Source organism: uncultured Clostridium sp. (genome assembly GCF_963515715.1).
In the GTDB taxonomy this organism is placed as follows: Bacteria; Bacillota; Clostridia; order Clostridiales; family Clostridiaceae; genus Clostridium_AW.
Window position 1 is genome coordinate 1 of sequence record NZ_CAUPZS010000038.1, and the last position, 16,711, is coordinate 16,711.

The window sequence follows — 16,711 nt, forward strand, 5'->3', positions numbered from 1 at the left end:
ATTTGCATAAATTCCCCTACAATATACAAAGCAAATTGAGAGATCCGGACATGGGTCAATTTTATAATATTTAATAGCTAAAGATTAGTCTTCTAGAACATCTAGATGGCAGAATAATGCCCAGTTAACTTTTTTCACGCAAACGATTGAAATTAAAGAGATGCCGCCAAGAAACCACTGGACCTTGACGGCATCTTTTTTATCTCCTCAAGGCATATGGAGTGCTGTGTATTGCTAAAAAAAGCTGAAAAATAAATGGATGACTCTGAAAATCTATAAAAGATTTTTTGGAGTTTCATCGTGAATAATATGACTTAAAGATATAGATATAACTTAATTGCAAATATAAGCATAATGATGTAAAAATATACTTATTGATAATATTTTTATAATTAGACTAAATTAGAAAACCTTTATATTACAAGGTTTTTACTAAGTTAGTCTATTTTTATATCATAAATAATAGAGTTTTATGAACCAAACTAAAAGTTATTACAATATATAGATGAGAGGCTAATTAATACATAGGCTTTACTCAAATTTAAAGGATTTATGAAACTAAGGAAAAGGAGGGAGATAGCAGGTTGAATGTTACAGAATTAAGTCATTAATACGGCCATTTTATACTGTTTATTGTGATTACAAACAAAACTATGAAGGAGAGATTCAGATGAAAGCAAATAGATTGGAAAGAAAAAGCTTAAAAAAAACCATATTGGTGGCAACGGCGGCCAGCACATTACTATTCCAGGGATTCGTACAGACAGCGACGGCGACGGAATTCAAAAAATCAGATATCATCCCTACAAGCTATGCTAATTATACAAAAGGTTCATCCCAGACAGCACAAAACACCTTACCGAAAGGCTACAAAAAAGCAAATTATAAGGTGGGAGCAATTGACCTTGAATACTACCGCAATCAAACACCAACCAGCAAGGACATGACAAAAGAAGATGCAGCGGAAATTGGCGCACAGGCCCTTTGGCAAGTATTTGGCCTGAGCTTAGAGGGTCAGGTGATTGAAATAGGCTACCAACAGCCAACCGAAAGTCTTCCTCGTTCGAGCTGGTACGCTGATGTGCTAATCAATGGCAAGCGCAGTTATTGTTTCTCTGTGGATTCGGTAACAGGAGAATTATTTAGCATAGCACGTGAAAGAACATTGGATAAAAAGGTTTCAGTAGCTTTTGATGCAGCTCTTGCTAAAAATCCGCAGGAATATGTTGCGCTGTCAAAGAAACTGGTGGAGAAATATAACGTTGTTCACAGCGCAATCAAGTCGGTTAAATACAATGGGCAGGGCTACAGTAACAATGACCCGACGATTTCGGTTGATATCGTGGACGAAAATGGGGAAATTGCTTTGATGACTTTTCCCCGATATGATAAGGCGCTGCTCGGTATCGAATATAATGGGTCATATAAGCCCGCAATGGAATTCCATGAAAAGCTCATGAAGCAGGTTCAGTAAAAATGATATGGATATGTTGTAAATAATAAAATAATATTGCACTAAAAGTGGAAAATAAAAATGTATAAATTTATATATGCATTAGTATCTTATTCCTAGGAGGGATACTAATGATTAAGAACTTATTAGAACAACTTAATATAATTAAAGCAATGAGCTTAAAGCCAAATTACTCTGCTCTTAGTAGAGAATATGGGATAGATAGAAGAACTATTAAGAAATATTATGAGGGTTATGAAGGAAAGTCAGGAACTAGAATTAAATCAAGTAAATTAGATAAATATTACGATTGCTTCACCGTAAACAAGGACTTGATACTGTTTGGTCATCAATTTATGATTTGACAGATGGTACAATTTTTAGAGTCGAAGGAAATCCTTCAAGAAAAGCATTCAAAGAGGATAAAAGGGTTGCCATCACAAAATGAGAATACCTTTTATTTGAAAATTTAAAGTAAGAAAATTCAGAGGCATTAAGATAAAAATCTTAGTGTCTTTGTTTTCATATATCAATATTTAGCAAAACAGGAACAGCTCTTTTTTAAAGTTGTTGTTATAATAAAATTACCATATGGAGGAAAGTCAGGTGAAGGTGGACATTGAATTATAGGAGAGATTAGGTATTTATAATAAATCAAGGGAGAAAGGTGATAAAAGATGTTGAGCTATTATGGTAGATTGTCTTCAGAAATATATGATATGGATAAGCCTATAGGTCATTCTTTTGGAGATGTGGAATTTTACATGAATAGATTAAAATCGTGCAAAGGACCTATTCTTGAACCTGCAACAGGAACTGGTCGTATATTAATTCCTCTTTTAGAAAAGGGATTAAATGTTGATGGATTTGATAGTTCAAAAGATATGTTAAATATATGTGAGAATAATTGTAAAAAAAGAGGTCTAAATCCTAAACTTTTTGAGGCAAAGATGGAGTCTTTTTCACAAGATATAAAATATGATGCTATTATAGTGCCAACGGGAACGTTCCTTCTACTACACAAGAGAGCAGATTCAATAAAAGCATTACAAAACTTTTATAAGCATTTATCTAATGGCGGTAGATTAATTCTTGATATATTTTTGCAAACTGATATTTCAATAGGTACAGTTTCCACAAAAACTTGGGAATGTTCTAATGGAGATATAATTACATTAGAAAATAAAATTGTAGAGGTTGACTATATAAATCAACATACTATTTCCCATGGGCGATATGAAAAGTGGCGTGAAGGGGTACTTCTGCAAACTGAATTAGAGTATTTCCCATTACGGTGGTATGGAGTAGAAGAGTTTAGATTAATACTTGAAAGCATAGGATTTGAAAATATTGTAATTTCTTCAGATTATAAATTTGGGCAGTATCCATCAAATTCTGAAGAGATAATTACTTTTGAGGCTGTTGCTATTAAATAGAAATAGTGTTACTACTCAAATATTTCATATAGTTGCGACTATGCTATTATATAAGCATGGCCGTTGACCGGGCATTTTTAAAAAATATACCTTACTATTAGGACATTATGTAGGCTTACTTTAAAGGTAAGCCTACTTTTTTGTTTATTCAAGTTTTTAATTCTGTTCTGTCTACCGCTTACAAAAACGATACTCCACCCTAAAGCTAAAATAACAATTAAAATATTTTTGGAAATATGGAACGCGATAATTTATACAGGTGCGAACTGACTGTTATAAAGTTTTCCATAATAGCTTCCATTTTTTAATAGCTGGTTATGAGTTCCACTCTCTACAATATTGCCATTATCTAATACCAAAATCAAATCTGCCTCGCGTATTGTTGAAAGCCTGTGGGCTATAACAAAACTTGTCCTACCTTCTATCATTTTTAGAAATGCTTTTTGTATGTGGATTTCCGTTCTGGTATCTATGTTACTTGTGGCTTCATCCAAAATAAGCATTGGCGGATTAACAAGCATCACTCTGGCAATGGTGAGAAGCTGTTTTTGACCTTGGGACAAATTTTCACCAGCATCTGAAATAAGGGTGTTGTAACCGTTAGGCAAACATTTTATAAAGCCGTGAACGCCAGCAGCTTTAGCCGCAGCAATAACTTCTTCATCTGTTGCATCTGGTTTACCATAAGCAATATTGTCACGTATGCTACCTGAGAATAACCAGCTGTCTTGTAGCACCATGCCAAAGTTGCATCGTAAATCGTCACGGGCGATGGTCTTAATATCAATGCCATCCACAGTTATGGAACCACTATCAACATCATAAAATCGCATAAGTAAGTTTACGAGAGTGGTCTTACCTGCACCAGTTTGACCTACTATAGCTATTCTGGTTCCAGGCTTTACATTCAGATTGAAATTAGTAATCAGAGGATGGTGGAGGTCGTATGAAAAATTCACACTGTTAAAGCTAATAGCGCCTTGACTATGCTTAATATTAATGGAGTCTTTACCATCAGGTTTTTCTGACGGTATGTCAAGAATATAAAATATACGCTGCGCTGACGCAACCGCAGACTGTATCTGAGTAAATACTCCGGTTATATCGTTAAAAGGTTTTGCAAATAGGTTTGAGTAAATTAGAAAACTTGATATATCTCCAACTGTGAGTTTGCCTAAAATAGCTAAAATACTTCCTATGACACCTATGGCAATGTAGGTAATATTATTTACAAGACGGGTAGTTGGTCCAGATAACGAACCATAGAACTGTGATTTTACACCAGAACTATACAATGTATTGTTAATTTTCTCAAACTCCTTAAAAGAATGCTCTTCATAATTAAAAGCCTGTACAACTTTTTGTCCGCCAATAATTTCTTCAATATAACCGTTTAATTTACCTAAACTTTCTGCTTGAGCCTTAAACATTTGCTGTGAACGTTTGGTAATAAACCGTGCCATCAGAAAGGAAGCCGGAGCAGATAAAAGAACAACAACTGTCATAATTGGACTTATATACAGCATGAATGCTATTGCACCTATGATGGTAACAATACCTGTAAGCAATGCTGATATACCTTGTAGCATTCCATCTGAAATTGCATCCATATCATTTATAAAACAGCTTATTGTATCACCATGAGCATTGCTGTCATAAAATTTTAGCGGTAAGGTATTAATTTTATCAATAAGCTGATGACGCATATCATTAACAGTTTGATATGATATGCGATTGGCTAAATAGGTCAAAAGCCATACAAATAGATTACCAACAGCGTATACTATGGCGAGAACGATTAAAGTCTTGAATATTGCTCCGAAGTCTACTTCTCCTATCCCAGCCATATGGTCTATAGATTTACCAATCAGCATCGGTCCGATTAAGCTTGAAACAACGCTAAAAATAGCAGCTATTAATGCACTAAACACATAAAATTTATACTTACTGATATATTTCAAAATCCTTGTCAATGTATCTTTGTTCATTTCGAAGCCTCCTCATTTGAAAGCTGTGATAGACATATTTCTTTATATACTTCACAGTTATTTATAAGCTCTTTATGTGTACCAAAGCCTGTGATATGTCTGTCATCAAATACAATAATCTTATCAGCTTGCTTTACTGTGCTTGCCCTCTGAGATACAATAAGAACCGTCATATTTTTACTGCTTTCATTAATTGCCCGTCGAAGATTTGCATCGGTGGCAAAGTCCAATGCACTTGAAGAATCATCCAATATCAAGATATCAGGCTTTGAAACTACAGCACGGGCGATAGTTAAACGCTGTTTTTGACCACCTGAAAAATTTAATCCACCTCGGGATACCTGTGTGTTGTATCCATCAGGAAGCTTTGAAATAAATTCATCAGCTTGTGCAATTTTAGCTGCTGCTATGATCTCTTTATCTGTGGCATTTTGCTTGCCCCAACATATATTTTCGGCTATAGTCCCTGTGAATAGCACAGCTTTTTGCGGTACAATGCTAATTTTATCACGTAATTTATGAAGCTGATAATCTTTAACATTTATACCGTCCACAAATATGCTGCCTTCTGTAGCATCATAGAACCTAGGAATAAGGTTAACAAAGGTAGACTTTCCGGATCCGGTACTACCTATAATTCCAATGGTCTCACCACGTTTAATAGTGACCGAAATATCCTCAAGGACCTTATCACCTGTATTATTGTAAGCAAAGGACACGCTATTGAACTGAATTGATGGGGTGGTACCGCTAATAATATGTTGAACTTGATTTTCCTTGTCCTGAATTGATGTGCTTGCGGCCAAAATTTCATTTATACGGCCAGCAGAAGTAACTGCCTTGGTAAATATAATCACAAGGTTCGACACCACAATAAGCGCAAGCAATATTTGAGTAATATAATTGACAAATGCAATAATCTCCCCATGTGAAAGCTTTCCTGTATTGATATGAAATCCAGCTACCCATAATATAGCTATGATAGCAGCATTCATAACAAATGATGTCATAGGATTAAGCAATGCGGATATTTTCCCAACATGAATTGCAGTGTCAGTCAAATCATCATTGGCAGCATAAAAGCGTTTCTTCTCACTTTCAGTCCTTGCAAATGCGCGGATCACCCTTACTCCAGAAAGATTCTCACGCAAGATTAATGCGATTTTATCAAGCTTCTGTTGATATTTACGGTAAAGCGGTGAAGATTTGCTTATAACAAGGTACAATATTAACGCAAAAATAGGGGTAGCAGTTAAAAAAATCATTGATAACTTAAAGTCCATTATCATGGACATAATAATAGCACCTATGCATATGAATGGTGCGCGTATAACGAGACGTATCAGCATGGCAACCGCAAGCTGGAGTTGATTCACGTCATTTGTAATTCGATTTATCAGCGATGATGTACCTAATGTATCTATTTCCGCATAGGAAAGAGATGATATATGTTTGAAAATTGTATTTCTCAAGGTTGTACCGAACCCCTGTGAGGCACGCGCCGCATAATACTGGCATATCATAGAACTGCAAAATCCAAGTATTGCCATGACAAACATAACTCCGCCCATTTTAAGTACATAATCTATATTGCGTTTATCAACTCCATTGTTAATGATGAGTACCATAATTGTGGGCATTAATAACTCAAAAGTTGCCTCCAATAGTTTAAAAGCCGGACCAATTATGCATTCTTTTTTGTACGATTTTAAAAAGACTGCAAGCTTGAACAAATCCATCAACCTCCACTGTTAAAAATTTTTGAAGTATATTGCATATTTTCATATCTCCGGCTATGATTATAGCATACGAACTTTCATATGAAAAATATCTGTTATGTATGCATAATATATGAAAATCATATGGATTATATTTGTTGGAGGCTTTTATGGATATAAAACAATTAAAATATTTTCTTACAATTGCAGAAGAAGGCCAAATAACTTCTGCGGCTAAAAAACTAAATATGGCACAGCCACCATTGAGTCAACAGCTCAAGCTGCTGGAAGAAGAACTTGGGGTGAAGCTTGCAGAGAGGGGTTCACGACACCTGCAGCTCACGGACACGGGAAAAATACTTATGAACAGGGCACGCCAAATTTTAGAGCTAACCAACTCAGTTGTAAAAGAAGTCAAGGATTTCGGCAAAGGATTACAAGGAACCTTATCCATAGGTACGGTTTCCTCATCAGGAGCAACACTTTTAAATGAAAGAGTATCGAAATTTCACGAGGAATATGACCGTATTAAATTTGAGATATATGAGGGTGATACTTTTACACTTATTGACCTATTAAATAAAGGCATTATCGAGGTTGGCATTGTCAGGACACCGTTTAATGCTTTAAATTTTGAATGCAAATATGCAAAGACTGAACCTATGATTGCAGCGATACCAAGAGAATGTTATTGGGAACCAGCTCAGGTTACTATATCGGTGGATGAACTAAAAAATAAGCCATTAATCATTTACCGAAGATTTGAACAACTAATTCGCGAAACTTGTATGGAGCACGGCTTCGAGCCGGAAATATACTGTAAATGTGATGATGCACGAACAACACTTTTATGGGCAAATGCAGGGTTTGGAATAGCTATTGTCCCTCAATCTGCATTTGAACTTGCCGCTAATAGTAATCTGCTTTACAAAGAAATAGAAAGCGAAAAGCTAAGAACTAAAATAGCTGCAATATGGGTGAAAGATAGATATATTTCCCCTCTTGCATCGAAATTTATAGAAAGCTTCGGAATAGAGTAGGAAGAAAATATAAAGGTAATTTATGCGGCAAGAATAGAAGAAGGCTTACCTTTATAATATGGTAGAATTGTTATAAAACTTAGTGAGAAAGGGGAAAGCATTAAATGGAAGTCGAATTGATTGATCTTGTAGAACATTTTGCTAATACTGCTTTTCAGGTAGAAGGGGTATATAATTATAGCGTTGAACCAGGAAATTCTGGTATTATGAAAACTTCACCATTTCCAGGGTTTATCTTTCCCTTGGGAGGGCAAGCTAATTTAATTTTCGAAGATACTTTTTATACAGCAGAAGTTGGAAGTGTAATTCATGGTGGCGCGAACATGAAGTTGAGTAAGAGTGTAGTTGGTAAAAAAAAGTGGAGTTATATTTTGGTGCTTTACAGTGTTCGTAAGCCTGAACCAGAAGGATTTTCATTAGAGAGCTCACATTTTGAATTGGTTACAGGGCAAAGTCCTAGGCTTGTTGATTTGTTACAACGATTATGGGAGGCATCAAATCAACCTGGAGCAATTGCTAAGTTTCAGACAGAGACCATGTTTCGTTGCGTATTGGATGAAATTTTTATATGTGCACGTAACCAATCAAGTGGTGATGATCAGATACTGTTTAAACAAGTATCAGATTACATTCACGAATACTATATGGACATACTTACTATTCGATCTCTTGCCGAACTACATGGGGTAAATGAGAATAGATTATTCTATGTGTTCTCAAAATATGCAGGAATGGGGGCAGGAGACTATCTTATGATTCATCGGCTAAACCGTGCAAAGGAATTGTTGGTAACAGGTGATGCTCCTATAGTGGCAGTAGCAAAAAGTGTGGGCTATCACGATCCATATCATTTTAGTAAGAGGTTCAAAAAGCAATTTGGTGTTTCTCCAAGTAAGTTTCGGGAGAAGTTTAGATATAAAGAAAGTTTTTAGATTCTTATTCTTTAAGGATTTAAAAGCTTTTTTTTATTTAAATTATTTTTTGCAGATAGAGGAATTCAGGAATAATGCATTATGAATTCAGTAATCATCCATTTTCATATGATTCTTTATTTGCTATATTAATCATAGTTCAGTTAGTCATAACTAACCTAATTGATATAATCGCGATTATGTATCGTTCAAATTATTATATAGGAGGAATGAAAATGAAAAAAATTATAGGATTATTTGTATCAATTATATTAATCACAAGCATCATACTATCTGGTTGTAATGGAGCCGATAATAAGGAAAGTGCAAATAAATCAGATAATACGTCTAGGCAAGAAATAAGCGATAATGAAAAGGCTGAGTGGCCGAGGATTATAGAAGATTCAACAGGAAAAGAGATTAAGTTTGATAAAGAACCTGAGAGAGTAGCAATTCTTCATGCAGCATTTTTAGACTATTTTTTCGCTTTGGAAACACCACCCACTGCTTCTGCTGGAGCAACAGTTGGTAGTGCAATGAAGGCTTTAGATGAATTTGAAACCCTTAAACCATATGCAGGTACTGCTGATGTTATAGATTTAGGTAGCGCTAGAGATTTAAATTTAGAGGCAATTTTAGAATCAAAACCAGATGTAATTGTAACCTTTAAAGGTCATGTGGATAAGATTTATGATAAGTTGGTGAAAATAGCGCCTGTGGTTCAAATAGACTTTAAAGATTCTTGGCAAAACAAAACTATGCAGTGCGCAAAAATTGTTGGAAAAGAGGATTTAGCTACTAAAATTATAAATGAAACTGAGAAGGAAATTGAAAAAACTAGAGAAGTTTTAGAGAGTCATAAAGACAAAACATTTGCTTTACTTAGAGTTGATGGAAAGGGAAATTTTGTTGCGCTTGGATCAAATAATACCATTTATTACGACAAAACCAATGGCTTTAACTTGTCAATGCCAAATGGTTATCCAGAAGATAGCAATGTTATTTCATTAGAGGGATTATCCAAGATGAATCCAGATTATATTATATTTAGACATTTCCCTGAGATTGTTGATTCAACTATTGAAAAGCAAAAATCTTCTCCTGTATGGCAGTCACTTAATGCAGTAAAAAAGGATCAGATTTTATTTTTCGATGATTCTCTAAATAGTGAAAGTTCACTAGCATTACAGATTGCTGCTAAGAATTTAATAAAAGCTATAGAAAAATAACCTTTCGTTGGAAAAATAGATGTAACCTAGATGGAAATTAACCATTGGTTTTGTCTAATGAGAATAGTTTACAGTAATAAGGAGGTAGCAGTTATATGAAGAAACCAATGGAAAAGGAAAACTATGTGCAGATAAATAAAAAAAATCATGTGTGGAAGATGTGGTTGATTGTATTAGGGGGATTAGGAGCACTTGTGTTTATTATGGCATTTTCTATGACTAAGGGAACAGAGAATATTCCTCTATCTTCACTGTGGGATGTTTTATTTAATTTCAATGGAGAAGAAATGAATCATCTTGTTATAGTCAACCTTCGTATGCCTCGTGTTATAGCTAGTGCCTTGGTTGGTGCATCTCTTGCTGTTTCAGGAGCCATTATGCAAGGGACTACAGGAAATCCTTTAGCTGATTCAGGTTTGCTTGGGCTTAATTCAGGTGCAGCCTTTGCTCTTTCTATTTGCTTTGCATTATTTCCTGGAATGAGTTATATGCAGATTATCTTGTTTTCTTTTTTAGGAGCAGCTTTAGGAGCTGGGTTAGTTAATGGAATTGCTTCTATGGGTAAAGGTGGACAAACGCCTATTCGTCTTGTATTATCAGGTGCAGCTGTAAGTACACTGCTGGTGGCACTCAGCCAGGGAATTGCCCTTTATTTTAACGTGGCACAAAGTATCATGTTTTGGACGATTGGTGGTGTAGCTGGTTCCACTTGGGAACAGGTTAGGATAATGTTACCTTGGATAATAGGGGGACTGATAGGAGCAGTTGCACTATCACCTTCTATTTCCATTCTAAGTTTAGGACAAGATGTTGCAAAGGGATTGGGAATAAATATAAAGTTGGTAAATGCGCTTTCATCTATTGTAGTTCTTATATTGGTAGGGGCCTCTGTGTCTGTGGTAGGAGCAGTTGGATTTGTGGGACTGATTGTTCCTCATATTGCACGTTTTTTTGTTGGCATGGACTATAAATTAATTATTCCTTCTACAGCAGTAATGGGAGCTTTGCTGGTGGTATTGGCTGATCTAGTAGCAAGAACTTTAAGCCCTCCTTTTGAAACGCCCATAGGTGCTGTAATTTCTATCATCGGTGTGCCATTATTTTTAAACTTGGCTCGCAAGCAAAGGGGTGCAATGTAATGAATGAACAACAAACAATTGAAGCATATAAACGTAAGGTGGCTATTCGTAATACTTTAATTATAATTGGCTGTGTTTTATTGCTGATAATTTCTTTAATTGTAAGCATGGACACAGGATATATTAAAATGTCCCCAGTTGATGTTTTAAGGACGCTATTTGGTAAAGGCACGGATAAAGAAAAGTTGATTTTATTTGATTTCAGGTTACCTCGTATAATTGTGTCAATGTTGGTGGGAGGGGGGCTTGCTCTATCAGGATGCATAATACAGAGTGTATCTAAAAATCCTTTAGCTGATCCTGGGCTTTTAGGTATTAATGCAGGTGCTAGTTTAATGGTGATTTTGTATGTACTGATTTTTAGTGCGGAATCTTTCCTATCGGTGTTTACCCTACCTTTTCTAGCCTTAATAGGAGCGGGTACCACGGCAGTTATAGTCTATCTTTTTTCTTATAATAAGAATGAGGGTATTTCAACTATGCGACTTGTTTTGACCGGTGTGGCGGTACAGGCAGGAGTCTCCGCATTAACCACTTTATTGGTGGTGAAGTTGGATGATACACAATATAACTTTGTTGTCGCTTGGCAAGTAGGAAGCATTTGGGGCTCCAACTGGAAGTTTGTGCTAACATTGCTGCCATGGTTGCTAGTATTGATTCCTTATATACTAATCAAAGCTCCTGTTATGGATATACTGAATCTTAGCGATGATATATCCTATGGTCTTGGTGTTTCAGTAGAAAAGGAACGTCGCAGATTGCTTGCAGCATCTGTGGCCCTTGCTGCTTCGTGTGTAGCAGTTAGCGGAAGTATTAGTTTTGTCGGTCTCATAGCACCCCATTTATCAAGACGACTTGTTGGACCACGTCATCGGGTACTTCTATTGACCAGTACACTGGTTGGTGCTGTATCAGTATCTATTGCAGATACTATTGGACGTGTTATTATTCAACCCTCTGAGATTCCAACAGGAATTGTGGTAGCTATTATTGGAGCACCATATTTTCTTTATCTTCTTTCTAATAGCGAGGGATAACTATAGGATGATTAATAGATTTTATTATGAACAAACTATGTATTTAATATAAGGAGTAAGGGTTTATGAACAGTATTGCAACAAAAAATTTAGCCATCGCTTATGATGACAAACTCATAGTTGATGATTTGAATATGAATATACCAAAAGGTAAGATAACTACGATAATTGGACCAAATGGTTGTGGAAAATCCACTGTGCTTAAGACTATAGGACGTATCCTAAAGCAAAAGGAAGGTGTGGTGTACTTAAATGGTGATGATATCAGAAAGCTTTCCACTAAGGAAGTGGCTCAAAAGATGGCTATATTACCTCAATCTCCTCAAGCTCAAGGGGGGCTTACCGTTGGTGAAATTGTATCCTATGGCAGATTTCCACACCAAAAGGGATTTGGCAAACTGTCTCCTGAGGATGAGAAAATAATTGCATGGGCGTTAGAGATTACAAAGCTAACTGAGCTTGAGACAAGGATGGTGGACAACCTTTCTGGAGGACAGCGGCAAAGAGTATGGATTGCAATGGCATTAGCACAGCAGACTGATTTAATACTTTTAGATGAGCCTACTACCTATTTGGACATGTCGTATCAGTTAGAGGTGTTGGAGCTTTTATATAATCTGAACAGAAAACAAAATTGTACAATCATCATGGTACTTCATGATTTAAATTTAGCTGCACGTTTTGCGGATTACATGATAGCAATACGTAGTGGAAGCATTATAAAGTGCGGAGCTCCAAAAGAGATTATGACCTCAAAGGTTTTAAAGGATACTTTTAATATTAATGCGGAGATTGTGTGGGGGTCTAGAACAGGGAAACCAACATGCATTTCCTATGAACTGATTAAGTAATAGAAATAGCATTGAAAGGAGATGGGTATATGAAAAAAATTGCGATTTATGGAAAAGGAGGTATTGGTAAATCCACTACAGTATCAAATATATCTGCAGCTATAGCAGAAATGGGATTAAAAGTAATGCAGATTGGGTGTGATCCTAAGGCAGATTCTACTCGCAACTTAACTGGTGGTAAAAATATTCCCACAGTATTGGATACTTTGAGGGAAAAGGGGGATATAGAGCTAGGTGATCTTGTATTTAAAAGCAGTGCTGGGGTTTTATGCGTAGAATCAGGAGGGCCAGTTCCAGGGGTAGGCTGTGCAGGCCGTGGAATAATCACTGCTTTTGAAAAACTAGAAGAATTGGATGCATATGAAGTATATAAGCCAGATGTTATCCTCTATGATGTATTAGGCGATGTAGTATGCGGTGGATTTGCCATGCCAATTAGAGGAGGATATGCTGATGAGGTGTGTATAGTAACATCAGGAGAAATGATGTCACTTTATGCGGCTACAAATATTGCACATGCTGTTAAAAGCTTTGGTAAGCGTGGATATGCATCCTTACGAGGATTGATACTAAACTCTAAAAATATTGAAAATGAACAAAAGTTAGTTAGAAAGGCTGCAGAGGAAATTGAAACTCCAGTGATTTATTGCATGTCTAGAGATCCATATGTACAAAAAGCTGAAGCTTTAGGAAAAACTGTAGTTGAAGCCTTTCCTGAATGTGATATGGCAAATCATTACCGTACTTTGGCAAAGATTTTATTGGAGGGAGGAAAGAGATGATGGATGAACTGAAACATCTAAAACCCTTATCTTCAGTTAAGACAAATGCCGGCGTAAAGTTTCTAACTCCCGCAGCTTTCCCAGGGAATCATTGCCCTATGCATACTGCATTGGCGCTTAGCTCAAAAGTAAAGGGAATGTCTACATTGGTTGTAGGTACACCAGAATGTGGAATTTACAGTCGCAATGTTGTTTCACATGTCAAAAGTCAAGAAGGTGAACTTCATTGGACATATATTTTAGATTCAAAAGAAGTTGTATTTGGATGTCGTAAAGGATTAATTGAAGCTATCAGAGAAATGGACAAGTCCGGTGCAAAGGCTATTATGATAATTTTAACTTGTGTTCCAGAGATTATTGGAGAAGATATAGAGGGAATTGTACATGAGCTACAACCTCAAGTTTCAGCTCTACTGACTTTTGTATTAATGGCACATTTTAAATGTAATAGTTATCCTTCAGGCTATTGGAAAACATTATTAGCATTTGAAACCTTAATGAAGAGAGGAAAAACCAGTACTGATACAATTAATATTCTTGGTCGTAGTCCTAGAGAAGAGCATATTCCTATGCCTGAATTATTAACAGCGTTGGAGAAAAGAGGATTTTACATTAGAATGTTAGCTCCAAAATCTGATGTTGAGGACTTTATTGTTTCACCGAATGCAGCCCTCAATCTTGTGATCTCACCTTTTATGAATCCCTTGGCTGAAATGATGTGGGATAAGTTTCAAGTTCCGTTTATAAGTCTTCATGAAATTTATGATGTATTTGAAATTGATAACCTCTATGAAGCTATAGAAAAGTCGTTGAAAATCAAGTTTAGTCATGAATTTGATGAATCAAGAAAAAAAGCTATTGAATTGGAGAAGCAGGTGGAAGATGTGTTTAAAGGGAAAAACTATATTTTAACTCATATCGGTGCCACCATGCCTTTGCCCCTTGTATTATACTTAAGTAAATTTGAAATGAATCCTATGCTTTTGCACATGGATGAATTTTATCCCGATGATAAAAAATGGGCAAAAGCCATTAAAAATAAAGATTATAATCCAATGGTCTGTCATATGGTAAATGATAATGCAGATATATCCCTTTTGGAGCGCCTTAACGCAGAATTTTCTTTAGGAAAACTTTTGAAAAAGTCAGCTTCAATTCCTTGCCTTCCATATTTGGAGGACTTGTATGGGCAAATGGGTTATGAAAGAACAGTAGTTTTATTAAGTAGGATGTTAAAGGCCTATGAAAAAGTAAACATGCAGGAAATAAGGAGGAACAGCCATGGGAATTCATAGATTTAAACCGCCAATGTCAGGCAGAATGGGAGCATTATGGACTCTTGCATCAGTACGCGATGCTGCTTTAATTGAATACGGATGCATGGGACACATGCAGTATGGGCGAATGTTTTTAAATCAAGCTGGTATATCAAAAGGGTGTAAATTATATTCTACTCACATTGATGAAGCAGACATTTCCTTAGGAGATACTAGAAGACTCAATGCTACTATTTCTCAAATTGCAGAAAGGGATAAGCCTAAAGTTATCTTTTTACTGCCATCTTCGGTTCCGACGGTTATCGGAACGGACTTGGTAGCTATATGCGAAGAATTACAATCTGAATACCCCAATGTTACTTTGCTTCCATTTGGATATGGGGGCTTTGACATATGTGGACATCGCGGCGTTCAGGAGGCACTTTTGCTTCTTGCAAAAACATTACCAAAGGATATAGGAAAAACACAAGAGCCTACTTTTAATATAATTGGTTCTTGTGCCGATTTATTTCGCTTCCATGCTGATGCAGAAGAACTTATACGCATAATGAATGGTGCCTTTGGTATGGAAAAACTTTGTATTATGACTTCTGATACATCTGTAGAGCAAATTGAGAACATGGGTGGAGCCCATGTTAATTTAGTTATACGACAAGAAGGTGAGCCTGCTGCAAAACAGTTGAAAAAGGTATTCGGAACGCCATATTTATTGGCCAGGCCCTACGGAGTTGAGGGGACTTTGGCATGGATTTATAAGATAGCTAAGATTTCTGGATTAACTCCAAATAATAGCTTTATGGAATCAGAAAAAGAAAAAATTATGAATCAAACTTCACTAGCCATACGTATATTTGAACATATAAAAAGAGAGCATCCTGAAGAAGCAAAAATTTCATTAGGAGGTCATAGAGATGTGGTAAAGGGTATTCTATCTTATGCAGAAGAAGAATTATCCTTAGATAGAGGAACCTGCTGGTGTGACTGTGAGAGCATGGCAAGTGAAGAAATTCCTTGTTTTTTGGAAAGTGAATGGATGCAGGCTATAATATCGAAGAAAAAAGGACTTTTAATGGCAAGTGGAGAGGCTTTAAAATGGGCAAATCGAAATATGGAGCTTCAAATATCTAATCCTGATATAAAATGGAGACTAAATCCTTATGAATCCCCATTTATGGGCTTTCGTGGAGCTGTAAATTTACTAAACTTATGGCTCAACGGGCTTTTAGAGCAAATAAATGATTAGATATAATATTTAGAAAGCTTAGGCATTTGTCTGTGACAATTGTTTGAGCTTTTTCTTAGTATTTAGATTCTATGGGAATATGAGTAAAAATACTTAATTGATTGAAAAGTATATATAAATATTATATGATGGTAAATACAAATATTGGCTTGTTGAAAAATATGTTCACTAGCAGTATAATATTATATTTCATGTTGTGGAGGGTAATTATGTACGAATCAGGGGAAAATTATTTAGAAACAATTTTAATATTAGAGAATGAGAATGGGGGTGTAAGGTCTATTGACATTGCAAAGACACTTAATTTTAGTAAGCCAAGTGTGAGCCATGCAGTAGGATTATTAAAAGAATCAGGATACATTAATGTAGATGGTAAAGGATATATAAATTTGACTGATATGGGACGTGAAAAAGCAGAAGGTATATATGAACGCCACCAGCTATTAACTCTGTTCTTAGTTGAAACAGCAAAGGTATGTGAAGATATAGCTGAAAAAGATGCCTGTAGAATTGAACATATCATCAGTGATGAAACTTTTCAGGGAATTAAGAAGTTTTTAAAAAAGTAGTATGTCAGTAGGAATAGTAAAACTTACTTCCAGCTTAA

Annotated in this window: 14 protein-coding genes and 2 pseudogenes; 14 read left to right on the forward strand and 2 right to left on the reverse strand. The window is 35.8% G+C overall.

What is annotated here, in order from left to right:
* Window positions 1-670 precede the first annotated feature (670 nt).
* The 4 genes and pseudogenes from RYO54_RS18430 (at window position 671) to RYO54_RS18445 (ending at window position 2,889) form a co-directional block, all read left to right on the forward strand.
* On the forward strand, window positions 671-1,474 hold the full coding sequence (locus RYO54_RS18430) for a hypothetical protein (protein WP_315122011.1): 804 nt from the start codon (window positions 671-673) through the stop codon (window positions 1,472-1,474).
* Window positions 1,475-1,584: 110 nt separating this feature from the next.
* Window positions 1,585-1,764, forward strand: a pseudogene (locus RYO54_RS18435) (IS21 family transposase); the annotation flags it as partial.
* An 8-nt stretch (window positions 1,765-1,772) separates the two neighbouring features.
* A pseudogene (locus RYO54_RS18440) lies at window positions 1,773-1,901 on the forward strand (choloylglycine hydrolase); the annotation flags it as partial.
* Between the two features lie 229 nt (window positions 1,902-2,130).
* Complete coding sequence (locus tag RYO54_RS18445) at window positions 2,131-2,889, forward strand: class I SAM-dependent methyltransferase (RefSeq protein ID WP_315122013.1); 759 nt, start codon at window positions 2,131-2,133, stop codon at window positions 2,887-2,889.
* Window positions 2,890-3,140: 251 nt separating this feature from the next.
* On the opposite strand, the gene RYO54_RS18450 is transcribed toward RYO54_RS18445, so the two are convergent.
* Entirely contained in the window at window positions 3,141-4,877 is a 1,737-nt protein-coding gene (locus tag RYO54_RS18450) for an ABC transporter ATP-binding protein (protein WP_315122015.1), read from the reverse strand.
* Window positions 4,874-6,610, reverse strand: coding sequence for an ABC transporter ATP-binding protein (locus tag RYO54_RS18455; RefSeq protein WP_315122017.1), 1,737 nt, complete (start codon window positions 6,608-6,610; stop codon window positions 4,874-4,876). The genes RYO54_RS18450 and RYO54_RS18455 overlap by 4 nt, the downstream gene beginning before the upstream one ends.
* 155 nt (window positions 6,611-6,765) lie before the next feature.
* Between RYO54_RS18455 and RYO54_RS18460 the strand changes: the two genes are divergently transcribed.
* The 10 genes from RYO54_RS18460 to RYO54_RS18505 all read left to right on the forward strand — a co-directional run bounded on the left by RYO54_RS18460 (window position 6,766) and on the right by RYO54_RS18505 (window position 16,673).
* Window positions 6,766-7,635, forward strand: coding sequence for a LysR family transcriptional regulator (locus RYO54_RS18460; RefSeq protein WP_315122019.1), 870 nt, complete (start codon window positions 6,766-6,768; stop codon window positions 7,633-7,635).
* Window positions 7,636-7,739: 104 nt separating this feature from the next.
* Complete coding sequence (locus RYO54_RS18465; RefSeq protein WP_315122021.1) at window positions 7,740-8,567, forward strand: AraC family transcriptional regulator; 828 nt, start codon at window positions 7,740-7,742, stop codon at window positions 8,565-8,567.
* Window positions 8,568-8,782: 215 nt separating this feature from the next.
* Complete coding sequence (locus tag RYO54_RS18470; protein WP_315122023.1) at window positions 8,783-9,775, forward strand: ABC transporter substrate-binding protein; 993 nt, start codon at window positions 8,783-8,785, stop codon at window positions 9,773-9,775.
* A gap of 95 nt (window positions 9,776-9,870) precedes the next feature.
* Window positions 9,871-10,914, forward strand: coding sequence for an iron ABC transporter permease (locus tag RYO54_RS18475; RefSeq protein WP_315122024.1), 1,044 nt, complete (start codon window positions 9,871-9,873; stop codon window positions 10,912-10,914).
* Window positions 10,914-11,951, forward strand: a complete 1,038-nt coding sequence (locus tag RYO54_RS18480; protein WP_315122026.1) for an iron ABC transporter permease — start codon at window positions 10,914-10,916, stop codon at window positions 11,949-11,951. The genes RYO54_RS18475 and RYO54_RS18480 overlap by 1 nt, the downstream gene beginning before the upstream one ends.
* 65 nt (window positions 11,952-12,016) lie before the next feature.
* Window positions 12,017-12,802: an ABC transporter ATP-binding protein gene (locus RYO54_RS18485; RefSeq protein WP_315122028.1), complete on the forward strand. Its 786-nt coding sequence runs from the start codon at window positions 12,017-12,019 to the stop codon at window positions 12,800-12,802.
* Window positions 12,803-12,831: 29 nt separating this feature from the next.
* On the forward strand, window positions 12,832-13,584 hold the full coding sequence (locus RYO54_RS18490; protein ID WP_315122030.1) for a nitrogenase iron protein NifH: 753 nt from the start codon (window positions 12,832-12,834) through the stop codon (window positions 13,582-13,584).
* Entirely contained in the window at window positions 13,584-14,879 is a 1,296-nt protein-coding gene (locus tag RYO54_RS18495; RefSeq protein WP_315122032.1) for a nitrogenase component 1, read from the forward strand. Before RYO54_RS18490 ends, RYO54_RS18495 begins: the two co-directional genes overlap by 1 nt.
* Window positions 14,866-16,104, forward strand: a complete 1,239-nt coding sequence (locus tag RYO54_RS18500; protein WP_315122034.1) for a nitrogenase component 1 — start codon at window positions 14,866-14,868, stop codon at window positions 16,102-16,104. The genes RYO54_RS18495 and RYO54_RS18500 overlap by 14 nt, the downstream gene beginning before the upstream one ends.
* A 209-nt stretch (window positions 16,105-16,313) precedes the next feature.
* Window positions 16,314-16,673, forward strand: a complete 360-nt coding sequence (locus RYO54_RS18505; protein WP_315122036.1) for a metal-dependent transcriptional regulator — start codon at window positions 16,314-16,316, stop codon at window positions 16,671-16,673.
* Window positions 16,674-16,711 lie beyond the last annotated feature (38 nt).